Annotated in this window: 25 protein-coding genes; 13 read left to right on the top strand and 12 right to left on the bottom strand. The window is 29.7% G+C overall.

Features of this window, described 5'->3' with window-relative positions; all coding sequences use genetic code 11:
• Positions 1–58: 58 nt before the first annotated feature.
• The 4 genes from G8C41_RS07770 to rsmA all read right to left on the bottom strand — a co-directional run bounded on the left by G8C41_RS07770 (position 59) and on the right by rsmA (position 4054).
• On the bottom strand, positions 59–1063 hold the full coding sequence (locus tag G8C41_RS07770; protein WP_160565930.1) for a cytochrome d ubiquinol oxidase subunit II: 1005 nt from the start codon (positions 1061–1063) through the stop codon (positions 59–61).
• 3 nt (positions 1064–1066) lie between these two features.
• A complete protein-coding gene (locus G8C41_RS07775) occupies positions 1067–2404 on the bottom strand; it encodes a cytochrome ubiquinol oxidase subunit I (protein WP_160568060.1) in 1338 nt (445 codons plus the stop codon).
• A 583-nt stretch (positions 2405–2987) separates the two neighbouring features.
• Positions 2988–3263 (bottom strand): YHS domain-containing protein, encoded by a 276-nt coding sequence (locus G8C41_RS07780; protein WP_185152295.1) that lies wholly within the window; start codon positions 3261–3263, stop codon positions 2988–2990.
• Between the two features lie 26 nt (positions 3264–3289).
• On the bottom strand, positions 3290–4054 hold the full coding sequence (gene rsmA / locus G8C41_RS07785) for a 16S rRNA (adenine(1518)-N(6)/adenine(1519)-N(6))-dimethyltransferase RsmA (RefSeq protein WP_166007101.1): 765 nt from the start codon (positions 4052–4054) through the stop codon (positions 3290–3292).
• An 88-nt stretch (positions 4055–4142) separates the two neighbouring features.
• On the opposite strand from rsmA, the gene G8C41_RS07790 reads away from it, so the two are divergent.
• From G8C41_RS07790 to G8C41_RS07810, 5 genes are all read left to right on the top strand, one after another.
• Complete coding sequence (locus G8C41_RS07790; RefSeq protein WP_105297125.1) at positions 4143–5042, top strand: cell division protein FtsX; 900 nt, start codon at positions 4143–4145, stop codon at positions 5040–5042.
• A 28-nt stretch (positions 5043–5070) separates the two neighbouring features.
• Positions 5071–5364: a DUF3098 domain-containing protein gene (locus G8C41_RS07795; protein WP_166007102.1), complete on the top strand. Its 294-nt coding sequence runs from the start codon at positions 5071–5073 to the stop codon at positions 5362–5364.
• Entirely contained in the window at positions 5361–6182 is an 822-nt protein-coding gene (locus G8C41_RS07800; protein ID WP_160565923.1) for an undecaprenyl-diphosphate phosphatase, read from the top strand. Before G8C41_RS07795 ends, G8C41_RS07800 begins: the two co-directional genes overlap by 4 nt.
• Positions 6183–6615: 433 nt before the next feature.
• Complete coding sequence (gene panB / locus G8C41_RS07805; protein WP_160565922.1) at positions 6616–7431, top strand: 3-methyl-2-oxobutanoate hydroxymethyltransferase; 816 nt, start codon at positions 6616–6618, stop codon at positions 7429–7431.
• 67 nt (positions 7432–7498) lie between these two features.
• Positions 7499–8188: an RluA family pseudouridine synthase gene (locus G8C41_RS07810; RefSeq protein WP_166007104.1), complete on the top strand. Its 690-nt coding sequence runs from the start codon at positions 7499–7501 to the stop codon at positions 8186–8188.
• Here G8C41_RS07810 and G8C41_RS07815 read toward each other — a convergent pair.
• Positions 8185–9429 (bottom strand): oligosaccharide flippase family protein, encoded by a 1245-nt coding sequence (locus G8C41_RS07815; RefSeq protein ID WP_166007106.1) that lies wholly within the window; start codon positions 9427–9429, stop codon positions 8185–8187. The two genes, G8C41_RS07810 and G8C41_RS07815, sit on opposite strands and share 4 nt — an antisense overlap.
• A gap of 9 nt (positions 9430–9438) precedes the next feature.
• Positions 9439–10584, bottom strand: a complete 1146-nt coding sequence (locus tag G8C41_RS07820; protein ID WP_166007109.1) for a glycosyltransferase — start codon at positions 10582–10584, stop codon at positions 9439–9441.
• A 72-nt stretch (positions 10585–10656) separates the two neighbouring features.
• Between G8C41_RS07820 and G8C41_RS07825 the strand changes: the two genes are divergently transcribed.
• A complete protein-coding gene (locus tag G8C41_RS07825) occupies positions 10657–11784 on the top strand; it encodes a glycosyltransferase (RefSeq protein ID WP_166007110.1) in 1128 nt (375 codons plus the stop codon).
• On the opposite strand, the gene G8C41_RS07830 is transcribed toward G8C41_RS07825, so the two are convergent.
• A complete protein-coding gene (locus G8C41_RS07830) occupies positions 11769–12665 on the bottom strand; it encodes a glycosyltransferase family 2 protein (protein WP_166007112.1) in 897 nt (298 codons plus the stop codon). The two genes, G8C41_RS07825 and G8C41_RS07830, sit on opposite strands and share 16 nt — an antisense overlap.
• 35 nt (positions 12666–12700) lie before the next feature.
• Positions 12701–13393: a cell division ATP-binding protein FtsE gene (locus G8C41_RS07835; RefSeq protein WP_166007114.1), complete on the bottom strand. Its 693-nt coding sequence runs from the start codon at positions 13391–13393 to the stop codon at positions 12701–12703.
• Positions 13394–13546: 153 nt separating this feature from the next.
• On the opposite strand from G8C41_RS07835, the gene G8C41_RS07840 reads away from it, so the two are divergent.
• The 7 genes from G8C41_RS07840 to G8C41_RS07870 all read left to right on the top strand — a co-directional run bounded on the left by G8C41_RS07840 (position 13547) and on the right by G8C41_RS07870 (position 20513).
• On the top strand, positions 13547–15565 hold the full coding sequence (locus G8C41_RS07840) for a M13 family metallopeptidase (RefSeq protein ID WP_166007116.1): 2019 nt from the start codon (positions 13547–13549) through the stop codon (positions 15563–15565).
• A 2-nt stretch (positions 15566–15567) separates the two neighbouring features.
• Positions 15568–15852, top strand: coding sequence for a rhodanese-like domain-containing protein (locus tag G8C41_RS07845; RefSeq protein WP_166007118.1), 285 nt, complete (start codon positions 15568–15570; stop codon positions 15850–15852).
• Between the two features lie 97 nt (positions 15853–15949).
• Positions 15950–16408, top strand: coding sequence for an META domain-containing protein (locus tag G8C41_RS07850; RefSeq protein WP_105297113.1), 459 nt, complete (start codon positions 15950–15952; stop codon positions 16406–16408).
• 138 nt (positions 16409–16546) lie between these two features.
• Positions 16547–16816 carry a 30S ribosomal protein S15 gene (rpsO, locus tag G8C41_RS07855; protein WP_105297112.1) on the top strand — a complete coding sequence of 90 codons (270 nt, stop codon included), beginning with the start codon at positions 16547–16549 and terminating at the stop codon, positions 16814–16816.
• A gap of 263 nt (positions 16817–17079) precedes the next feature.
• A complete protein-coding gene (gene pnp, locus G8C41_RS07860) occupies positions 17080–19227 on the top strand; it encodes a polyribonucleotide nucleotidyltransferase (RefSeq protein ID WP_105297111.1) in 2148 nt (715 codons plus the stop codon).
• A gap of 307 nt (positions 19228–19534) precedes the next feature.
• Positions 19535–20065: an exosortase family protein XrtF gene (xrtF, locus tag G8C41_RS07865; RefSeq protein ID WP_166007120.1), complete on the top strand. Its 531-nt coding sequence runs from the start codon at positions 19535–19537 to the stop codon at positions 20063–20065.
• A 4-nt stretch (positions 20066–20069) separates the two neighbouring features.
• On the top strand, positions 20070–20513 hold the full coding sequence (locus tag G8C41_RS07870; RefSeq protein WP_166007122.1) for an exosortase F system-associated membrane protein: 444 nt from the start codon (positions 20070–20072) through the stop codon (positions 20511–20513).
• Here the strand turns inward: G8C41_RS07870 and G8C41_RS07875 are convergent.
• The 4 genes from G8C41_RS07875 to G8C41_RS07890 all read right to left on the bottom strand — a co-directional run bounded on the left by G8C41_RS07875 (position 20500) and on the right by G8C41_RS07890 (position 23026).
• Positions 20500–20781 (bottom strand): hypothetical protein, encoded by a 282-nt coding sequence (locus G8C41_RS07875; RefSeq protein WP_160542434.1) that lies wholly within the window; start codon positions 20779–20781, stop codon positions 20500–20502. The genes G8C41_RS07870 and G8C41_RS07875 overlap by 14 nt on opposite strands.
• A gap of 37 nt (positions 20782–20818) precedes the next feature.
• A complete protein-coding gene (gene rlmB, locus G8C41_RS07880) occupies positions 20819–21562 on the bottom strand; it encodes a 23S rRNA (guanosine(2251)-2'-O)-methyltransferase RlmB (RefSeq protein WP_160565900.1) in 744 nt (247 codons plus the stop codon).
• Positions 21563–21626: 64 nt separating this feature from the next.
• Positions 21627–22250, bottom strand: a complete 624-nt coding sequence (gene yihA, locus G8C41_RS07885; protein WP_105297189.1) for a ribosome biogenesis GTP-binding protein YihA/YsxC — start codon at positions 22248–22250, stop codon at positions 21627–21629.
• Positions 22251–22261: 11 nt separating this feature from the next.
• A complete protein-coding gene (locus tag G8C41_RS07890) occupies positions 22262–23026 on the bottom strand; it encodes an alpha/beta fold hydrolase (RefSeq protein WP_105297106.1) in 765 nt (254 codons plus the stop codon).
• Between the last annotated feature and the right edge of the window lie 170 nt (positions 23027–23196).

Genomic DNA, 23196 nt, shown 5'->3' on the forward strand with positions numbered 1-23196 from the left:
AACAAAATTAGTTAAATCCTTAATAGTATGGAATTTTATAACTTAATAAAGCTTTTCTCTATCTTCTTTTTTGAAATGAATAAATTAAATGGAATACTCCCGGAAGTATAAAAATACTTCCTAACATTAGTGCCCATGCTAGCATAGCAATTGTTTTATGTATGTATTGGTCTTCAATCAAAGATAGACTACCCTGTTTTAATATAACTAAATTAGGATAATGCCGGTAGGTTACCGCAAACAATATGGTTAATACCTGAAATCCTGCTAATACTCTTATCCAAGAATATTTTTTTTCTTTCAATGCATATAGAGTTCCAAAAACAGAGACGGTTGCTAAAATTACCGCAATCCATCCGACTGTTTCTCCAAATATCCATTGAATTAAAGGAACATGTGAAAAATAAGCACATACAAATACTAAACCTCCGGTAACCACCACTACAAATAAAAATATAGTAAGTTTTTTAGATAAATATTCACGATCATCAAAATTTTTAACTTGAGACAATGAATAGGAAACTGCCAAATATCCACAAATACTGCAAGTGAAAACACCCAGCGCACATCCAAACGGAGTAAGCCAACTCCAAATATAAGCATTCATAAAATCGGTAGGTTCTACATCAATAGTTCCGGAAACCGTTGCTGCTGCAATTATACCTAAGAAAAAAGGCGTGATTACACTGGAATATCTAAATATTTTATTATAAACAAATTGCCAATGATCTTTAACCGCATCGTAATTTCGAAAAGAAAAGGCAGTTCCCCTGGCAATTATACCTATAAGCATTAATAGTAAAGGTATATGTAAATAGGTTGATAGTACCGAATAAATATCAGGAAATCCTACAAAAAGAATTACAATTACAATGATCAACCACATATGATTAGCTTCCCATACGGGTCCCATTTCTTCATACATGATTTTTTCAATTCTTTTTTCATTTTTGTGTTTACTGAATAATTCTAAAATTCCAACTCCAAAATCTGCACCTCCTAATAATAAATACAAAGCGATCGCTGTCCAGAGGAAAAAAATTACTACATATAAATAAAACATACTCTACTTCTTATTAGGTTTATAATTCTTATCCGTTGCGTCATATAATATAGGAACCATTTTCATTTGCCTATATAAAAGGAAAATTACAATGGCTGATAATGAAATAAAAATAGCTGTGAATAAATAGAATGAATATGCTATTCCGGGCATAGGTGTTACAGCATCAGCAGTCCTCATTACTTTATAAATTATCCACGGTTGACGTCCAACTTCCGTTACGGTCCATCCAGCCTCCAGCGCTATATATCCCAAGGGGGTGGCTATTACAAATAATTTATAAATCCATTTTTTTGTAAGCCAATTTTTAGTTTTGAATCTTGCTAATAAATATATAACCGCCAATATCATTAATGCCACACCTAATATAATCATGATTTGAAAGGAATAATGCGTAATTGCAACGGGCGGTCTATCGTCTTTGGGAAAATCAGTGATTCCTTTAACCGGATCTTTTACATTTCCATAAGCTAAAAAACTTAATAAACCGGGTATTTTTATAGCGTAATCAACTCTTTCTTCCTTTTCATTTACAATACCTCCTAAAATAAATGAGGCCGGGGCTTCTGTATGGAAGTGTGCTTCCATGGCCGCCAACTTTTCCGGTTGTCTTCTACTTACATCTTTCGCAGAGATGTCTCCACTTAAAGGTTGAATCAAAGCTGCAATACATGCACAAGTGGCAGCAATTTTAAATGCTTTACTATGAAATTCGATATTCTTTTTCTTTAAAATCATGAATGCATGCATACCGGCTACGGCAAATCCGGTAGCCACAAATGCGGCTATTATCATATGTAATGCCTGAGAAAACCAAGCATCATTAAACATTGCCTTTACAGGGTCTATGTTTATATAGTTTCCGTTAACATAGTCGAACCCTGCGGGACTATTCATCCAAGCATTAGCTGCTAAAACCAGTATACCTGATGACAATCCGCTAATTCCAACTAATAATCCTGTTAACCAGTGAAACCAAGGGTTGAATTTATTCCAACCGTAAAGAAAGAATCCTATAGCTATAGCTTCTACGAAAAAGGCAGTACCTTCTAAAGAAAAAGGCATTCCAAAAATTGGACCTGCATGTTTCATGAATTCAGGCCATAATAATCCTAATTCAAATGAAAGCATAGTACCTGAAACCGCTCCGGTTGCAAATAATATTGCGATTCCTTTACTCCATGCTTTTGTTAGACCTTTGTATACTTCATCTCCGGTCTTTAAATATTTATAATGTGAAATTGCCATAAAGAAAGGCATAACCATACCTATACATGAAAATATGATATGGAATCCTAATGAAACTGCCATCTGCGATCGAGCAGCAATAAAATCATTCATTGAAAAAACAAATTAAAGGGTGCAAATTTATAATAATTCTTAACTTTTAAAATCATTTAATAAAAAGTTTTACTATAAGTCATGATTTATTTTATCATTATATAACAATAATTTAATTAAGATATTTATATAATTATATTTTTTTAGCATAATTATCATAGTTGCTTTCACTTATTATAAAAAACAACTCATATTCATTATTGTTAAACAAATCATTATTTTTTATTAAAAAATTATGCCGAAAATTTAGAATTACTAATTAAAATCTTATTTTTTGAGGTCAAACTTCAAAAAAAAGAATTTTCAACATCAATATTTATTTGTAATTTGATTTTAATTATTGAGGTTCAATTAATTTAAAATTTACTTTAAGTAGGCATGGTTATAATTCATTAAAATAAATGGGCTTAGCGCTAAAAAGAAGGAGGATTTTACTTATTATTTAATTTTTTATTTACAATGAGCTAAAATTAAGAGCTATTTAAAGAATTAAAACCATTCAGTTATGAAACTTTATTTTGAATATTAAAGTTTCCAATTATATATGTTACTAACATTATTATTTTTCGAATGTCAAAATAATTTACTCATTTTTAGATAAATATTTTCCCGGATTTTTTTTGAATTCTTCCTTACAATGTGAACTGCAAAAACCATATAATTTACCTTGATAATTTAAGGTATCTTTTAAATTTTCATGGGTAGACATACTACATACAGGATCTACTTCATTCACAACTTTTACATTGGAGAGTATTTCTTCTTTGCTAGTATCCTTATTATTATTCTTAAATTCACAAGAAGTCATCCACATCATTACAATTATATTGAGTGCGATAAATTTTATATTTTTTTTCATTAGTTAGGAATTTTAAATGTGATGTTTTAAGTTGAACTCCATAATCGAGCTAAATTTATGAAATTTTCTACGGATAATTGTTCGGCGCGTAGATTTAAAAATTCATGGGATTCAAGATGTTGAGGAATGTTTAAAACTTTTAATGCATTTTTCAGTGTTTTCCGTCTTTGATTAAAACCTGCCTTTACTAACTTAAAAAAGAATTTATCATCTATACCCTCAATTTTATCTCTATATCGTTTTAAGCGTATAACTGCCGATTTAACTTTGGGAGGTGGTGTAAATACATTTTCATGAACAGTAAATAGGTAGTCTACGTTATAATATGCTTGGGTTAAAACGGATAATATACCATAAATTTTATTTCCTTTTTGAGCGGCAATTCTTTCTGCTACTTCTTTTTGAAACATTCCAACCATTTCAGGTATTGCATGCTTATTTTCTAAAATCTTAAAAACAATTTGTGAAGAAATGTTGTAGGGAAAATTACCGATTACAGCAAAATTATCTGAAAATAATTCCTCAAATTCTAACTTAAGAAAATCACCTACGATATTGTTTTCCAGTTGAGGATAATTTATTTTTAAATAATCTACAGATTCCTTATCAATTTCAGCAACATATACTTTCACCTGTTTTTGAAGTAAAAACTGAGTCAGAACTCCCATACCCGGACCAACTTCCAACACTAAGTCATACGGATGATAGCTTAATGAATCTACTATTTTTGAGGCGATATTCTGATCATTTAGAAAATGTTGCCCTAAATGCTTTTTAGGTTTAACTTTCAATTGTATCTTTATTTTAACAATAATTTATATCCAAAATTACACTAAAATAAATGAAGTTTTTATATTTTAGCGAATATTTAATAAAAATATGGCCAATAAAACAGACAAGCTAAATAAGGGAAGATTGCGTTCTTCTAACATTACTGTAGTCATCAGTATTTCTTTAGTCTTATTTTTAATTGGAATCATTGGCATGATTGTAATTAATGCCAATTCTTATATTGATTATTTGAAAGAACAAATGGTGATTGAAGTTTTCTTTAAAAACGACAGAAACAAAAATAATCTAATAAAAAACGAAAAAGCCCAACTAAATTATCTTGATAGTATACAAGTAAATCCTTACGTAAAAAAGGCTAAGTATATATCTAAAGAACAAGCAACTTACACCGCAAAAAAAGATTTAGGAGTTGACTCTCAATCTCTTTTCGAAGAAGATATATTTCCGGCTTCCATTACTATCGCTTTAAAACCGGAATATACTGATTCCGTACATATTGAAACTATAAAAAAGCAAATTCAAAAAAATGTTTTAGTTGATGAGGTAAAATCCGACAGTAATTTATTAACTCAGATGAATAAAGGAGTTCGAAAAATTACGTTAGGTATTTCCATACTCGCCGGTATTATCTTATTAATTGCCATTTCATTAATTAATAATTCCATTCGATTGAAAATTTACGCTAAAAGATTTATAATCAAAACCATGCAATTAGTGGGCGCAAAGCGTTTATTTATTATGAAACCCTTTTTAATTCAATCGGTAATTTTAGGAGCCATAGGATCTGCAATAGCCTTAGTTCTTTTATTTGCCGTAAATTATATGCTTATCCGTTATAATATTCTTCCGCCAATTGTAGATTATTCTAACCACATTATCTTGTCTTTGTTTATTTTGCTTATTGGAATTTTGATCACAACGGTTAGTACTTGGTTTGCTACTTGGAGATATTTAAAACTTAAAATAGACGATCTATATTATTCATAATTCTTAAATTGGCTGAAAATTTAATTTTATGAAAGATCAACCATCAAAAAATATATATTCTGAATCTGATAAACCTTTTTTATTTGGAAAAAGAAATTATAAATTTATGTTTATCGGTTTGGGTTTAATTGCTCTAGGTCTTATTTTGATGACAGGACCGGATGCGAATACTGTAAATGGAGTTTATGATAAGAATAACTGGAACGAAGATATTTTTAGTTTCAGAAGAATTCGACTGGCCCCAATTCTTATTGTTCTTGGATTTTTAGTCGAAATTTATTCAATCATGACTCATTCTAATCCAAAAAAGAACTCTAAATGAATACGTTAGAAGCGATCATTATTGCTATTGTTGAAGGTCTTACAGAATATTTACCTGTTTCCTCCACTGCCCATATGATTTTTACCAGTTCCATTTTAGGAATACAAGAAAATAACTTTGTAAAAATGTTTGAATATTGTATTCAACTGGGCGCAATCTTAGCTGTTGTTGTTTTATACTGGAAAAAATTTTTCGATTTTAAAAGATTAAATTTTTATTTGAAATTAATATGTGCTGTAATTCCTGCTTTAATTTTAGGCAAATTATTTAATGAAAAAATTGATGCTATTTTAGAAAAACCCATTCCTATTGCCATCGTTTTAGTTGTTGGCGGATTTATACTTCTGTTTGTAGATCGTTTTTTTAAAAATCCTACTATACTTAAAGAAGAGGATATTTCAATTAAACAAGCTATAATTATAGGTTTTTGGCAATGTTTAGCAATGATGCCGGGTACCAGCCGATCTGCAGCCTCAATTATTGGCGGAATGCAACAAAAATTAAGCAGGGAGGTTGCCGCTGAATTTTCTTTTTTTCTGGCAGTTCCAACTATGCTGGCGGTTACTGTATATTCTCTTACATTAAAAACATGGGAAGAAAACGGAATCAGCATGAAAGGGTATGAACTATTGGCTTCAAATAGTAATCAAATGTGGCTTTTTATTTTAGGAAACCTTGTTGCCTTTGTAGTAGCAATTTTTGCTATTAAATTTTTTGTTGGAGTGATTAAAAAATACGGATTTAAAATTTGGGGCTGGTACAGAATTATTATAGGTTCTTTATTATTGATATATTTTATTTACTTCCAAAAAGCTTAAAAGTTTGAATTTTAATTATTGAATATTTACTTACAATTTAAAAAAGTTGAATTTAAGATTTTACGTTTACTTAAATACTGTAGAGTACTATAACGCATTAATATTTAACTGTTTTTATTTTTCTATATTTTAAATGTAATTTATATATCTTGTATGGGATAAATACAATTACTTATTTTAGTTTAAAATTATACCTTATTAATAATCATAGTATATATAATCATCAAAAATTATCAGACGTTCGATATTCTCAATAACAACACTGTATTATTATTTATTTTTCAGTTAAGGAATGTAATTTGCATTCATCAATTTAATAGCTTAGATATTTTTAAAGTTTATAAATATCTAATATAATAAACTACAAACAAGATAAAGCTTAAAAAATACTTTTTAATTAATATTATCATAAATTTACCAAAAACTAATAATAATGTCAATACACTCGGAAATTAAAAAGATAACTACTGAAACTTTCAAAAAAATGAAAGTTTCGGGAGAAAAAATATCTATGTTAACTGCTTATGATTACACTATGGCAAGTCTTGCAGATGAAGCCGGAATAGATGCTATTTTAGTTGGCGATTCTGCAGCTAATGTGATGGCAGGATATGAAACTACGTTACCTATAACGTTGGATCAAATGATTTATCATGCCCAATGTGTATCAAGAGGAATTAAAAGAGCTTTATTAGTTGTAGATTTACCTTTCGGTACCTATCAATCCGATCCTTTACAAGCTTATCATTCTGCCGTTCGAATTATGAAAGAAACCGGTGCTTCCGCAATAAAAATGGAGGGTGGAATTGAAATAAAAGATTCTATAGAAGCCATTGTTAAAGCCGGAATTCCCGTTATGGGACATTTAGGTTTAACTCCTCAATCCATTCATCAATTTGGATCTTTCAAGTTAAGAGCGAAAGAAGATGCCGAAGCGGATAAACTAATTTCCGATGCTAAATTATTAGAGGAAATAGGGTGTTTTTCACTGGTATTAGAAAAAATACCGGCTCAATTAGCAGAAAAGGTAACCAATGAATTAGATATTATTACCATTGGTATCGGTGCAGGAAATGTTACAGATGGCCAAGTTTTAGTTATTCATGATTTACTAGGCTTAAATAAAAATTTCAAACCGAAATTTGCCAGAAAATATTTACATCTTCATGAACAAATTGTTGAAGCCGTTTCAAATTATGTTCAAGATGTAAAAAGCCAAGAATTTCCAAGTAAAGAAGAAAGCTTTTAAATTTTTCACCTATTTAAGGATACAAAATTTTAGTGTCCTAAATTATTGGAATTATTTTTTTAAAAATATGCTTACTGAAAATCAAATACTTTTTGAAGATAATCATATCATCATTATAAATAAAAAAGCCGGTCAGCTCGTTCAAGGAGACAAGACCGGTGATATTTCCTTATTAGATGAGGTAAAATCTTATATTAAGCTAAAGTATTCCAAACCCGGAAATGTTTTTGCAGGACTTGTTCATCGCATTGATCGTCCTACTTCCGGCATTGTTATATTTGCTAAAACCAGTAAAGCCCTTACTCGATTGACGGAAATGATCAAGAAAAGAGAAATTAAAAAAACATATTGGGCAGTAGTAAAAAAAAATGAAATTCCTAAAACACAAAGGTTAGTTCACTATTTAAAGAAGAATGAAAAGAATAATAAGGCAATTATTTTTAATACATCGAGTGCTCAAAGCGGTTCCAAAGAGGCCATTCTAACTTATAAAATAATAAAAAAATCTGACCACTACCTATTATTGGAAATCGATTTGGAAACAGGAAGACATCATCAAATACGAGCACAACTCAGTGCAATTAAATGTCCAATAAAAGGAGATTTAAAATACGGTGCTGATCGTTCCAACTCTGATGGCAGCATTCACCTATTAGCCAGAAAAATTGAATTTATTCACCCCATTAAGAAGGAAAATATTGTACTGGAAGCTCCTGTTCCGGAAAATGATAATTTATGGAAAAGCTTTGAAAATTAGAGTTTTTTAAAATATAAATATACAGTACTCATATTGTAAAATCCGGAAAATATATACGCTAAACCGGTTGCTATTGCTGCTCCTGCTATTCCATAGTGAGGAATCAATAATAATCCTACAATTAGCTGAATAATAATAGCTCCTACGGAAGCATAAATATTCTTTCTTAGTAACCCTAATGCTGCTGAAATATTTCCAAAAGGAATCAATACGAGTAAAGAAAAAACCGAAGCAATCATAAGAATATAAAAGGCCGTATTTGCCTGATAATTACTTCCAAATAATAAATTAATTATAAAATCTCCAAATAAAAAAAATATCGATATAAGAACACTTCCCAAACTAAAAAAAATTATAAAATAATTTTTCATATAAGTTTGAAAATACTTTTTGTTGTTAAAATTCTTTACAAATTTAGGATAATCTGTTACTATAAACATTTGAGCAATAAAGAATAAATTAAAAGGAATGATAGATGAAATTCTATATTCTGCAATACTAACTGCCGAAAGAAAATATCCTACCATAAAAGTATCTATCGATGAAATAGAAGTATGTAAAAAATTAGCTACGGAACTACCTATTGAATACTTCCAAAATTCTTTTTTAGATACGGGAAGTTTCACATTTTCTTTAGACTTACTATATTTCTTAAGGAAGAAATAAAAAAAAATAAATGAAACGGATAATGAAATTACATATCCATAAACTCCAAATATAAAACTGAACAATAAAGAAATTACTAATGTGCTAACATTAAAGACAATATCCGTCATAGCATAACCATAATTATTATCTCGTATTTGAAAATCTATGCGTATTTGATAAAAAAAGGAAAGACTGACGAAACGTAAGCTCAATATTAATGAAATTATTGTTAGATAATTATATTTTGTAGCATACAACAAGCAAATAATAAGAAATAAAAATATGGTGATACTATTGAGCTTATTACCTACTTTAAAATTATAAATACTTAATATATCCTTTTCCTTATTGTCGGAAACTAATGAGCCGTAACGAAGTAATGCATTTTGACTTCCCATATTTATAAAAGGCATAAGAAATGATAAAATGGACAAGGCTAATGTAACCGATCCAAATTCCTCTTTGGTAAGAATTCTAACTATAAAAAACGAATTACTTACCATAGCCAATTTACTTACTATTTGAGATATAGCAATATACCCTCCTTTATTTTTTTTGAATTCAAGTAAAAAAGATGATAAACTTTTTATCATTGGTAGTATCTATTTAGTGTATTTGAACATAACATTCATATATATTTGATCCATTTTTTTGGCTATACTTTTTATACTAAAATGCTTATCAGAAAATTGATGCATAACATCAGCTTCAGCAAATTCTACTTTACCCGTAATACATTTTTCCATTGCTTCATACAATTGATCCTCATTACCTTTTTCTATAAGAATCCCAAAATTTTCAGGAAACAACTCAGAAATTCCTCCTACATTAGTCGAAATTACCGGTAAACCGCACGAAAAAGCTTCATTAATTACACACGGTTGGCTTTCAGTATTACTGAACATGACTAATAGATCCGCATTCTTCATTTTATCCGAAACCTCAAATTCAGATAAAGAACCAAAAGTAAAAATGTATTCTTCCAGCTTATTATTTTTTATAAATTCTTTTATATGAGTATTATCTCCATCCCCCCCTATTTGAAGTGTAAATCTATATCCTGAATCAGCTAATCTTTTAGTTACATTTAAAATACCTGTAATATTCTTGTATTCATTGTTTAAATTCGAAATATGAAGAAATTCATTTTTTTTCGTTTTTTTCTCTATTGGTTTAAAAATTTCCGTATTTACCACATTTGGAACAATACTAAATTTCCCTTTAATTCCTTTATTTTTCATGTTTAACTCCAAATCTTTAGTTACGGGTATCAGACAACTTGCTTTAGAACAAATTAGCTTCATTAGTAGATAATAAAGTTTGAGAGACAGACTAGAATTGTTTGTGAGCCAACGCGACCAGTGTTCTGTAACTACAAAATTTATGTTCTTCCTCATCTTAAAATAATAAGCAAGAATAGCATAATAATGTAAGACATGAATATGAAGTAAATCTACTTTTTCTATTATCCGTAAACCTTTTATATAGGCTTGACATTTTTTTACGTAGTTAATAAGTTTATAAGAACTTCCTTTATAATAAATTTTTAAAATAAATAAATTTTGTTCTTTATCCGTAGTAATTTCAAATTCATTTTTTAACCGTTCATCTCTTTCAACATAAAGAATACTTACCTTATGTATTGTTGCAACCGCTTGAGCATGTCGTAAGATAAAATTACCATTTTTAGGATTTTTTTTGGAAGGAAACCAATAAGGTAAAAAAAGAATATGTAATTTTTGTCGCATCAGTAAAAGAGAACAAACTACAAATATATTATTTTTATCCAGATAATTAATTTATTATTTTTGTTAGTTAAAATGATTCAACGAAAAAAAGTATTAGTTTCTGTAATTAATAATATAGCTACGGATCAAAGAGTAGAAAAGGTTTGCAATTCCTTATATAAAAATGGTTACGAAATTTCAATTATCGGTACTAATTTATATGGAAAGCCCCCATTAAATAGACCCTATTCTTTTCACCGATTCCATCTTATCTTTCAAAGAAAATTTTTATTATTTGCGGAATTTAATTTTAAATTATTCTGGAAACTATTATTTCAATCCGATAAACACACCATATTATTAGCTAACGATCTGGATTCTCTTTTGCCTAATTATTTAGTTTCAAAATTTAGAAAAATTCCTTTAGTCTTTGATAGTCATGAAATATACTCAGAGCTGCCGTCCATACAAGGTAGATATGCTCAAAAACTATGGAGAAAACTAGAAAAATATCTTATACCCAAAATTGAATATTTTTATACCGTTAGTGAAGGATATGCAGATTTTTTTGAAGAAAGATACAGCAACCGCCCTATTATAATTAAAAATGTTCCAATCATCCCTACTATATCCAATAAGAATAAAGATATTCATACTAAATTACCTGAAACTCCATGTAATAAGAAAATTATAGTATACCAAGGAGCCATTAATTACTGCAGAGGGATTGATAAAATGATAGAAGCCATGAAATATATTGAAAATGCACAATTATGGATTATTGGTAATGGCCCATTAAAAAACATATTCGAAAATTTAAGTAAAGAATTATGTTTAGATCATAAAATTTATTTCTTAGGAGAAATTTCTCCTGAACAACTAAAATTAATAACTCCTAAAGCTGACTTAGGTATAAGTCTGGAAGAAGACGGGGGTCTAAGTTATCGTTATGCTCTTCCTAATAAAATATTTGATTATGTTCATGCTAAAATACCTGTTCTAGGAACCTATCTTCCGGAAATAAAAAACATGATAAATGAAAATCAAATTGGCGAAGTAATTACTAATCATTCAGCGATTGAAATTTCAGAAAAAATAAAATTATTACTTTCTAAAGGAAAAAAACATTATGAAAATAATTTGGAAAAAACTTCAATAAAATACAATTGGGAAGCACAGGAATCAACCTTGTTAAATATTTTCAATCAGGCGAGTAAATAACACAAATACCCAATTTTGTATAATTGAAAAATTTTTAAATCTGCATTTTCGGACAATAAATTCTTTTTCATTAAACCACGATTTTTTTTAAATAAATAGGTAACGAATTTAACGCCGTTCACTTTTTTTATTTGAAAATATACTTTTGCTAGTCTGATTTTTTTACATAGTATTTCATCATGTTTTATTAAACTTGATAAATTTTTAATAGCTTCTTCCGTTTTGTTTAAAAATATATGGTTCGATTCAATTCCCTCATGATAAACAGGATTTTCTATTAATTCAAGTTTAATAGTATTTGCTTCTAAGGTTAACCCAAACATTGTATCTTCATATCCATAATTGCGTTCTAAAACAGGAAAAGGAATGGAATGAAAAATACTTTTTCTAATCATTATATTAGCTGTTTTTAAATAGAGATAATTTGAGTTACCAGAATTTTTTTTTAGAGAAGTTTCTTCATAAGTAACTCCGTATTTCCAACGTAAAGACTTCTGAATAGTTTGTTCCAAATTCCTCCTATATAATATAATCCCGCTTAAAACCTGACTTTCACAATGAATAGATGAAACAAAAGTTTTAAGATACGATGAAGTAGCCGGTATAACATCGGAATCCATGAATACTAACCATTCATAGTTAGCTTTTTGTGCTAATAAATTCCGAGCTTTAGCTCTTCCTAAATTTTCTTCGGAAATGATATAAGTAAGATTGTTTTTTGCACAAAATAATTGATTACTTTTAGTGATTTCATGATTTACAGAGGCATCATCAAGAAAAAGTACCTCATAGGTTACATTTAATTCTGCTCCTTGTTTTACCAATTCTTTACCTAAATTTATAATGGAATAATTATAAACTGGAACAAGAATTGAAATCATAGAACATTAAATATTATAATTTCAATTAATATAATTTAAATAAAAAGATCATTGGAATCACCATGATAAATCTTTCCATTTTCACATTTAATAGTTTTTGCAGGAAAGTTCTTAATCATCGAATAATCATGAGTAGCCATTAATATGGTGCAATGATTTTGTTGTGCAATGCCTTTAAGTAACAGCATAATCTCATTAGATGTTTCAGGATCCAAGTTTCCGGTCGGCTCATCTGCCAAAATTAAGGACGGATGATTTAATAAGGCTCTTGCGATAGCTACCCGTTGCTGTTCACCTCCGGAAAGTTCATGCGGCATTTTATGTTTTTTTGTTGCCATTCCAACGCTTTGTAAAACCTCCTCAATTCTTTCATTGATGGCATACGCATCTTTCCATCCGGTCGCTTTTAAAACAAACAATAAATTCTTTTCTACGCTCCTATCCGTTAATAATTGAAAATCTTGAAATACAATACCTAACTTCCTTCTTAATGTAGGAATTTCACTATCTTTCAAGGAAACCAAATCAATATCAACTACTTTCCCCTGTCCCTCAAGCAAAGGAATATCTCCATATAAAATTTTTAACAATGAGCTTTTCCCACTACCCGTTTTACCAATAAGATAATAAAATTCACCCTTTTCTAAGCTCATGTTAACATGACTTAGAACTAAAAAGTTTTTTTGATAAATATTAGCATTTCTTAAGTACAAAATAGGCTCACTCATTAGTAAAAGTTGTATAAGTTATAAAAGAGAATTAATTTTCACAAAAATAATAATTTAAAATATATTGCTTATTTTACTCCATTTTAAAGTTTTGTTAAAAATAGCTTATATGACTATTTTTAACTATTTTTGATTGAGAATTAATTTTTAATAATGAAAAATTTAATATTATTTATTGCAACTGCGCTGCTGCCTTTTACCGGAGTATTTGCTCAAAAACATGCAATTAATGAAGAGTACATGGATAAGAAAGTAAGACCGCAAGACGATTTTTATAACTATGTTAACGGAAATTGGATGAAAACCACTCAAATTCCTCCTGACCGTTCCAGATGGGGAAGCTTTGACCAATTACGTGAATTTACAGATTCTGTATCACTTACGATTCTAAAAAAATCAAATAATAAAAATTATCCTAAAGGTTCTGAAGGACAAAAAATTAAAGATTTGTTTAGTTCATTCATGGATATGGATGCTAGAAACAGACAAGGCATAGCCCCTATTCAACCTTATTTAAAAAAAGTGGACCGGGTTAAAAACTTAACGGACTTACAAAATTTACTTATCGAGTTCACTCCGTTAGAAATGAATCCTTTTTATGAATACAGCGTTCAATCCGATTTAAATAACAGCAATAAAAATGCGGTATATTTAGGAGATGTAAGTTTGGGCTTGGGAAGAGATTATTATCAAAAAAACGATGAAAAATCCTTAAAAACATTACAGGATTATACAATCTATTTATCAAAATTATTAAAGGTAATCGGACACAAACAACCGGATAAAACCGCTTCTGCTATTGTTGCTTTCGAGAAACAATTAGCTTCTAATCTCTTAACGGTAGAGCAAATTAGAAACGCACAACTTCAAAATAATCCTTATTCATTTACAAGTTTATCCGAATTATCCAAAAATATAAATTTAACGGATTATTTGACAAAACTGGGAGTACGTGTAGATACTGTAATTATTCCCGAAAAAAAATATTTTGAGAACCTAGATAATAATATTACTCCACAAAACCTTTCATTAGTAAAAGATTATATAAAAATAAATATTGTTAGATCTGCAGCCAATAGCCTAACCAAAGAATTGGATGATATAAACTTTGATTTTTACAATAAAACATTGGGAGGACAATCAGAGCAAAGATCAATGGAAAAACGCGCTCTTACAAGTATCAATTCTTTAGTAGGAGAAGCATTTGGTAAACTTTACGTAGCTGAAGTATTTCCGGAAGAAGCTAAGAGAAACGCTAATGAATTGATTGAATATCTAAAAAAATCGTTTGCCATCCATATTAATAATTTAACTTGGATGTCACATCCTACCAAACAAAAAGCCTTAGATAAGCTAAGTAAGTTTACGGTTAAGATTGGATATCCGGATAAATGGAAAGACTATTCTAAGTTAGAAATAAAATCTGTAAAAGAAGGTGGATCTTATTTTCAAAATAAATTAAATGCTATTGTATTTAATTATGAGAGAGATAAAGACAAAATAGGTAAACCGGTTGATAAAACCGAATGGCTGATGTCTCCTCAAACAGTAAATGCCTATTATAATCCTTCTTATAATGAAATTGTATTTCCGGCAGCTATTTTACAGCCTCCATTTTATGATTATAAAGCAGATGCAGCAATAAATTTTGGTGGAATCGGAGCCGTAATCGGCCATGAAATATCTCACGGATTTGATGATAGCGGTTCTCAATTTGATGGAGATGGAAATTTAAAAGATTGGTGGACACCCGAAGATAAAGAAAAATTTGAGAAAGCTACTCAAGCACTTGAAAAACAATATAATTCTTATGAACCCATTCCGGGTTTACATATAAACGGAAAATTGACATTAGGTGAAAATATAGCAGATTTAGGCGGAGTTGCCATTGCTTATGATGCCTTAGAAATTTATTTAAAAGAAAAAGGTAATCCCGGTAAAATTGATAATTTTACACCGCAACAAAGATATTTTATATCTTGGGCAACCATATGGAGAACCAAATCCAAGGAAGAAGCTTTAGTTAACCAAATTAAAACAGATCCTCATGCTCCGGGTTATTATAGAGCTATTGCCCCTCTAGAAAATGTTGAAGGCTTTTATAAAGCATTTAACGTACAAAAAGGAGATAAAATGTTTAAACCTAAAAAAGAAAGAATTATTATTTGGTAATTATGGATTTAAAAGAACTTTTGAAAAAAAGCACAGCAACCCTTCTGGATGTAAGAGAAAAAGAAGAACTAATTAAAGAAGGAGAAGTAGAAGGAGCTATTTTAATTCCCATGAATGAGATACCATCAAAAATTGAAGAAATTCGCAAATTTCCTACCCCACTTATAGTTTTTTGCAGATCAGGAATACGATCCGAAAAAATAGTTAACTACCTCAAAAAAGAAGGAATTAATGACATATATAATGGCGGTGGATTTAAAGAGATTAATCAATTGTTAAATTCCTAATTTATCCTGAATTTATACTTTGGCAAAATATTTGAGATAACGCTTTAAAAGTTAAAAAAGGCTTATATAAGCTTAAAAATTTAATTTAAAATAATATATGAAAAATTTAATTAAAATTAGTATTACCAGTTTATTCTTATTATTTTTAGGTACTACATTTCAAAGTTGTAATTCTACCAAAAATGTTGCACAAAAAGTGGATGATAAAGAATTACAAATTAAACTAAGAGGTACATGGTATCTAACTTCTATAGACGGTACGTTGGCAACAAATTCATTTAAAGGAGAAATTCCTACTTTAAATTTTGACTTTGATAAAAACAGAACCAATGGTAATGCAGGATGCAATCAATATAACGGTTCATTTGCTCTAATTGGTAATGTATATAATCCTAGTCCAATGGTTTCAACTCTTATGGCTTGTCCTGAATACAACCAAGAGCCTAGATTTTTAGAATTAATGGGTAAAAGAAGTACCTTAGTATTTACCAACTACACCTTACAATTTGTTCAAGATGGTAAAGTAGTACTTGAATTTGCTCCGTTAACAAAATAAGTAAATAATAGTAAGATACAGCAAACTATATAAAAATAAGAGTGTATTTTTCACAAAAGCACTCTTATTTTCTTTACATCTAAAAAAAAGTTATATATTTGCTGCTCAATACATAATAATCATTAAAATAATATTGGCATGTATCTAACATCAGATGTAAAAAAAGAAATTTTCGCTAAACACGGTAAAGATGAAAAAAATACCGGTAGCGCCGAAGGACAGGTAGCTTTGTTTACCTTTAGAATTAACCATTTAACACAGCATCTTAAAAGAAATCATAAAGATTTCAACACTGAAAGAGCTTTAGTGGCATTAGTGGGAAAAAGAAAAAAATTACTTGATTATCTAAAGAAAAAAGATATCAACAGATATAGAGCAATTATTGCAGAATTAGGTATTCGTAAGTAAAAGATAATAAAAGAGGCAATTGATCAATTGCCTCTTTTATTATCTTTTGAAAAAAGCACGAAAAGAAAAAAGTTTAATTTAATAAGTTATTCATTTTATATATTTTAACACACTGAGCACTGAATTCCATTAATCTTCATTATTTTAATGGACTTGAGTGTTCTCTGGTGTTTTCCTATTTAGGATAAGTAACTAAATATTTTATAAATACTATCTTTTCTTTTTGCTTTATTATATATTTATTAACAAATTTTTTATTTTTTATGGAGATTCCAAAAGCAATTACAGAAAAAATTGTCTTGGATGATGGAAGAGAAATCATCTTAGAAACCGGAAAACTTGCTAAACAAGCAGATGGCTCTGTGGTAGTTACCTGTGGTGGAACCATGTTATTAGCAACAGTAGTAGCTGCAAAAGAGGCTAATCCCGGAGTAGATTTTCTACCTCTTACAGTGGATTACAGAGATAAATTCTCAGCCGGAGGACGTATTCCGGGTGGATTTATGAAAAGAGAGGGAAGACCAACGGATGAAGAAATACTAACCATGCGATTGGTAGACCGTGTGTTACGCCCTTTATTTCCCGACGACTTTCATGCCGAAATACAGGTAATGATTCAACTTATTTCGTACGATGGCTCCATACTTCCCGATTCATTAGCAGGACTAGCTGCTTCAGCAGCTATAAGCATCACTGATATTCCTTTTAACGGACCAATTTCTGAAGTTCGAATTATTCGCCATAACGGAAAGTACATCATTAATCCGAGCCTTGCTCAAATGGATGAAGGATTTGATCTTGATATAATGGTGGGTGCTTCCAAAGATTCAATTGTTATGATTGAAGGAGAAATGAGCGAAATTTCTGAAAAAGATATGATCGATGCAATTTCGGTAGCTCATGAAGCCATTAAAAAACAAATTGATGCTGAAGAAAGATTAGCCGCTAAGGTTGGAAAATCTCAGCCTAAAAGGGAATATTGCCATGAAACTCATGATGAAGAATTAAGAAGTGCTATTACAGAATTTTCCTATCAAAAAATTTATGATATAGCCAAAACACCTTCTGAAAAACATGAGAGAAGCGAAAAATTTGATGCTGTTTTAGAAGAATTTTTATCAAGATACACTGAAGAAGAGTTAGAAGAAAAAAAATCTTTAGCCGCTACTTATTTTCATGATGTACAAAAAGACGCTGTTAGACAACTTATATTAAATGAAGGCATTCGTTTAGACGGTAGAGACACAAAAACTATCCGACCTATTTGGTGTGAAGTTAATTACCTTCCTGGGTCTCACGGATCAGCCATTTTTACACGCGGTGAAACTCAATCATTGACTACTGTTACCCTAGGTTCTTCATTGGATGCTAATCGAGTGGACAATGTAATATCTCAACACGAAGAAAAATTCTATTTACATTATAATTTCCCGCCATTTTCAACCGGTGAGGTTAGACCGGTAAGAGGGGTTTCTCGTAGAGAAATAGGTCATGGTAATTTAGCTCAAAGAGCCTTAAAATATGTTATTCCAAAAGATTCTCCGTATACTATACGTGTTGTTTCCGACATTTTAGAATCTAACGGTTCTTCTTCAATGGCAACTGTTTGCGCAGGAACATTAGCATTAATGGATGCGGGTATTAAAATAAAGAAACCTGTATCCGGTATAGCCATGGGATTAATCACTGATAAGGAATCAGGCAAATGGAGCGTTCTCTCTGATATACTTGGAGATGAAGACCATTTAGGAGATATGGACTTTAAAGTAACCGGTACTGCCGACGGTATTACCGCTTGCCAAATGGATATTAAAATTCAAGGGTTATCTTTTGAAATTATGGAAAAAGCTTTGAATCAAGCGAAGGAAGGGCGTTTACATATTTTAGGTAAAATATTGGAAACCATCTCCGCTCCTAATGATCATTTGAAACCCAATGCACCTAAATTGGTATCTTTGGAAATTCCTAAAGACTTTATTGGCGCTGTTATCGGACCCGGAGGAAAAATCATTCAACAACTTCAAAAAGATACAGACACTGTAATTACGATTGAAGAGAGTAATGATGTAGGAAAAGTTGAAATATCGGGAGTTGATCAAGCCAAAATTGATGAAGCAATTGAAAAAATTAAACAAATAGCTTTCGTTCCTGAAGTTGGAGCTACTTATAAAGCTAAAGTGGTTTCAATAAAACCTTTTGGAGCATTTGTTGAGATTTCTAAAGGTGTTGAAGGATTGGTTCATATTTCTGAGTTAGAATGGAGACGTTTGGAAAAAGTTGAAGATTCCGTTAAGCTTGGAGATATCATCGAAGTGAAATATTTAGGTGTAGACGATAAGAAAAAGATTAAGCTTTCAAGAAAAGTCTTATTACCTAAACCTGAAAAAAAGGATTCTGAAAGTAAAAAATAATACTTTATAATAAAAAAGGTTGAAATTAATTTCAACCTTTTTTTATTTAGTTCATCGAATGAAATATATTTTATAAAAATCAGATTTTACCTACTTTTTTACGCATATTAGTAAAACCCTTATTTTCAACCACTTATTATTTCAATAAAATATTTAAAACTATGATATTACCAAAAAATTGAAATAATCCGACTAGTTCTCATCTTAACTATATATCTTAAAACTTATAATTAAAGTATAATTTATTTAGTAATTGCACTACTTATAATTATAATAATTTATATTTTTATATTTTAGTTTCTTTTTCATGAAGGAATATAGGCCCATATTTATAAGTTTACTTAAATTTTTCTCTGTTTATTTAATTTTAACAGCACTTTATTATTGGTATCTTACTTATTATCAAAATGACCTGGCGACCTGTGATATTTATACTTTTAACGTAGCTAAACAATCGTCTTGCTTACTCCAATGGATTGGCATTACAAGCAAGGCGATCCATATAGATCATGAAAATTTCATGCGTTTTTATATCAATAATAAATTTGTTAGCATTGTAAATGAGGGCTGCAATGCTTTGTCGGTAATTATTCTTTACCTATCGTTTATAATAGCTTTTGCTAATTCTTTCAAAAAAACCTGTATTTATCTGGTTATCACAATCATATTTATATACTTAATAAACATTATAAGGATAAGCTTTATTAATTATATATTTTATTACTATCCGCAATATGGAAAATTCAGCCATGACTATTTATTTCCATCAATTATATATGGATTAATAATTTTTTTATGGATTGTATGGATAAAATATTTCATATTTAAAAAGAAATAAAAATATGAAAAAAACAGGTAAAATTATTGGAATTCTATTAAGCATGCTTGCTTTAATTTTGGTACGAAAATTTGAAACCTCTTTGTTTTATGATCCTCTACTCTTATTTTTTAAACAAAAAGATTTTAATCATCAAATTCCTCCTGAATTTAATCTCATAAAAGTTACAACGTCTCTTATCTTTCGATACGGATTAAATTCTATTATAACGCTTGTGATTATATATTTATGGTACAATGATAAAAAAATAACGAAAGTATGTTCCTATATTTTAGGTATAGGATTCCTTATTTTTATATCCCTTTATTTATTTTCCTTACTAACCAATTTTAGTTTGGGTTACATGCCAACATTTTATATAAGAAGAGTTTTAATTCAGCCTATATTTTTACTGTTGCTTATACCCGCAATATATTATTATAAAAATTTACCCACTAATTCCCGTTAGGAGTATCGTTATTGGTTGTTGTTTCTTGATTTTGTAGCTTATTTCTCATAACTTCTCTTTCGGCTTCTCTAGCTTTTCTCTTTATACTTTGCGTTTTACTGCTATAACCGCCAATAGCACCTAATATGAGACCTATTCCGGAACCGGCCAATAAACCAATAACTAATGTAATTGTTAAAAAGGGTTCTTTTGATCCATTACATTGGATGTACCCTAAGGCTATTCCCAGGATTAAAAATAGAATACCAATAATTATTGAACTTTTCATTATTATAATATATTTTAGATAATAAATTTATGAAAATTTATTTATTTGAGTTTAAATTCTGCCTTACCACTTCGTATAAAAAGGCGCCACAAGCTACAGATACATTTAAAGAATCCGTTTTACCGTAAATAGGCAGCTTTAATTTTGCATCAGAATTTTTAAGTAGATCCCTTGAAATTCCTTTTTCTTCATTTCCTACAATAACAGCTAACGGAAGTTCCAATACTTCATCATATAAATATGTATCTGTTTTCTCAGTAGCACTAACAACTTTTATACCACTTAGCTTTAAAAACTCCAATACTTTTAATAAATTCTTCTCCTTGCAAATTTTTAAATTGTAAATAGCCCCTGCAGATGTTTTAATAGAATCCGAATTGATTGGAGCCGAACCTTCATCTGGAATAACTATGATGTCAACACCAACAATTTCTGCAGTTCTGCAAATTGCTCCAAAATTTCTAACGTCAGTTAAATGATCTAAAATAAGGACTAATGGCATTTTCCCGTCTTCAAACAATTGAGGTATAACATCCTCAATTGCAAAAAATTGTACCGGTGAAAGAAAAGCACATACACCTTGATGATTTTTACGGGTCAATCGATTCAATTTTTCAATCGGTACATACTTAACACGAATTCCCGCTTGTGAAAATTTCATCTTCAAGACTTTAATATTATCTCCTAATAAACCATTTTGAATAAATACCTTATCAAAAGTTTTTCCTGCCTCTAAAGCCTCCATAACAGGCCGTATTCCGAATATAAAATCTTTTTCCATATATTTAAATGAGGGTAATTTATAAATATTTAGTCAAGCTTCTACTAATTATTTGGTTAGATTATTAATCCCCAAAATAAATTTTATTTCTTGCCAAATATTTATTGGTATCTTCAATAAAAGAAAGTATCTCTTCTTTTCCAATCTTCTTTTCTGATGAAGATTTAAACATTTCAGGAAGATCATCCCAAGTTTTACGTAATTCTTGAGAATACTTTTTAAAATTAAAAGAAAACTCTTTTTGAGTGACTTTATCCAACTTGGTGAAAATTAATGAAAAAGGGATACCAGATTCTCCCAGCCAGTTGATAAAATCTATATCAATTTTAAGAGGTAAATGACGAGCGTCTATTAATACAAAAAGGTTTACTAAATTTTTTCTAGACAACACATATTTTTCAATCATCTTAGAAAATGCAGCCCTATTCGTTTTAGAAGCTTTCGCATAACCATATCCCGGCAAATCTGTTAAATACCAGTTGTCATTAATTAAAAAATGATTTATCAATTGAGTCTTTCCGGGAGTGGATGAAGTTTTAGCTAACCCTTTTTTATTGGTAAGCATATTAATTAAAGATGATTTACCTACGTTAGATCTGCCTATAAAGGCATATTCAGGCTTATTGCCTTCCGGACAATCTTCAATTAATTTACTGCTTTTTATAAATTCTGCTGAATATATATTCATGATTTGATTTTCTACAATTTCATCTCTTTCAGCCAATTAAAAAGAATTTCATTAAATTCAATCGGTTTTTCCATCATTGGCGAATGACCGCATTGATCTACCCAAAATAATTGAGAATTAGGAATTCCTTCATGAAATTCTTCCGCTACTTCCGGTGGAGTTACATTGTCTTGTTTTCCCCAAATCAGACATGTCGGTTGATGAATATTTTTTAACTCTTTAGATAAATTATGCTTGATGGCACTTCTTGCAATGTGAATTGTTTTTAAAACTTTGCTCCTGTCAGACAATGTTTCGTATACTTCTTCAACTAATTCTTTAGTGGCAATCTTAGGATCATAAAAAACCTCTTCCGATTTCTTTTTTATATAATCATAGCTGCCTCTTTTAGGATAGGACTCTCCAAAACTTCTCTCATATAATCCTGAACTACCGGTTAAAACCAAAGAATCAACATATTGAGGTTTTTTCAAAGAAATCATTAATCCTAAATGTCCACCTAAAGAATTCCCCAAAATAATGGATGGCTCATCAACAACCTTTTGTAGAAAGCTAATCACATAATTAGTTAATCCCATTACGTTAGTCCTCAAAGTAGGAAGAGAATATAAAGGAAGTTCAATAGAATACACCTTATAGCCATTTTTGGAAAAAAAATTAACCTGATCCGAAAAATTGCTTAAACTACCCATTAAACCATGCAATAAAACTATTGGTTTGCCTTCTCCCTCTACCGTATATGCAAATTTTTTTTCTTTACGAAGATTAAAAATCATTAGTCAATCTTATTGCTGTGCAGATGCAAAAATACATCATTTATTACTAAATAAAAACATTATTTACTAATAACTTTCCTTCTTTATGTATTTAAATATCCTTTTTTTACCGAATTATTTAGCCCACAAAAGTTATCAACAAAAGTGGGTAAAAGTGGAGCAAAGTGGAA

Source organism: Apibacter sp. B3706 (assembly GCF_011082725.1).
Classification (GTDB): domain Bacteria; phylum Bacteroidota; class Bacteroidia; order Flavobacteriales; family Weeksellaceae; genus Apibacter.

Coding starts and splice junctions, on each gene's coding strand:
- G8C41_RS07790 (WP_105297125.1), top strand. CDS start 4,143: ATGGCCAATAAAACAGACAAGCTAAATAAGGGAAGATTGCGTTCTTCT.
- G8C41_RS07775 (WP_160568060.1), bottom strand. CDS start 2,404: ATGAATGATTTTATTGCTGCTCGATCGCAGATGGCAGTTTCATTAGGA.
- G8C41_RS07795 (WP_166007102.1), top strand. CDS start 5,071: ATGAAAGATCAACCATCAAAAAATATATATTCTGAATCTGATAAACCT.
- G8C41_RS07870 (WP_166007122.1), top strand. CDS start 20,070: ATGAAAAAAACAGGTAAAATTATTGGAATTCTATTAAGCATGCTTGCT.
- G8C41_RS07875 (WP_160542434.1), bottom strand. CDS start 20,781: ATGAAAAGTTCAATAATTATTGGTATTCTATTTTTAATCCTGGGAATA.
- G8C41_RS07890 (WP_105297106.1), bottom strand. CDS start 23,026: ATGATTTTTAATCTTCGTAAAGAAAAAAAATTTGCATATACGGTAGAG.
- G8C41_RS07825 (WP_166007110.1), top strand. CDS start 10,657: ATGATTCAACGAAAAAAAGTATTAGTTTCTGTAATTAATAATATAGCT.
- yihA (WP_105297189.1), bottom strand. CDS start 22,250: ATGAATATATATTCAGCAGAATTTATAAAAAGCAGTAAATTAATTGAA.
- G8C41_RS07820 (WP_166007109.1), bottom strand. CDS start 10,584: ATGCGACAAAAATTACATATTCTTTTTTTACCTTATTGGTTTCCTTCC.
- panB (WP_160565922.1), top strand. CDS start 6,616: ATGTCAATACACTCGGAAATTAAAAAGATAACTACTGAAACTTTCAAA.
- G8C41_RS07830 (WP_166007112.1), bottom strand. CDS start 12,665: ATGATTTCAATTCTTGTTCCAGTTTATAATTATTCCATTATAAATTTA.
- rpsO (WP_105297112.1), top strand. CDS start 16,547: ATGTATCTAACATCAGATGTAAAAAAAGAAATTTTCGCTAAACACGGT.
- G8C41_RS07840 (WP_166007116.1), top strand. CDS start 13,547: ATGAAAAATTTAATATTATTTATTGCAACTGCGCTGCTGCCTTTTACC.
- G8C41_RS07845 (WP_166007118.1), top strand. CDS start 15,568: ATGGATTTAAAAGAACTTTTGAAAAAAAGCACAGCAACCCTTCTGGAT.
- G8C41_RS07850 (WP_105297113.1), top strand. CDS start 15,950: ATGAAAAATTTAATTAAAATTAGTATTACCAGTTTATTCTTATTATTT.
- pnp (WP_105297111.1), top strand. CDS start 17,080: ATGGAGATTCCAAAAGCAATTACAGAAAAAATTGTCTTGGATGATGGA.
- rlmB (WP_160565900.1), bottom strand. CDS start 21,562: ATGGAAAAAGATTTTATATTCGGAATACGGCCTGTTATGGAGGCTTTA.
- G8C41_RS07810 (WP_166007104.1), top strand. CDS start 7,499: ATGCTTACTGAAAATCAAATACTTTTTGAAGATAATCATATCATCATT.
- xrtF (WP_166007120.1), top strand. CDS start 19,535: ATGAAGGAATATAGGCCCATATTTATAAGTTTACTTAAATTTTTCTCT.
- G8C41_RS07770 (WP_160565930.1), bottom strand. CDS start 1,063: ATGTTTTATTTATATGTAGTAATTTTTTTCCTCTGGACAGCGATCGCT.
- G8C41_RS07815 (WP_166007106.1), bottom strand. CDS start 9,429: ATGATAAAAAGTTTATCATCTTTTTTACTTGAATTCAAAAAAAATAAA.
- G8C41_RS07835 (WP_166007114.1), bottom strand. CDS start 13,393: ATGAGTGAGCCTATTTTGTACTTAAGAAATGCTAATATTTATCAAAAA.
- G8C41_RS07800 (WP_160565923.1), top strand. CDS start 5,361: ATGAATACGTTAGAAGCGATCATTATTGCTATTGTTGAAGGTCTTACA.
- G8C41_RS07780 (WP_185152295.1), bottom strand. CDS start 3,263: ATGAAAAAAAATATAAAATTTATCGCACTCAATATAATTGTAATGATG.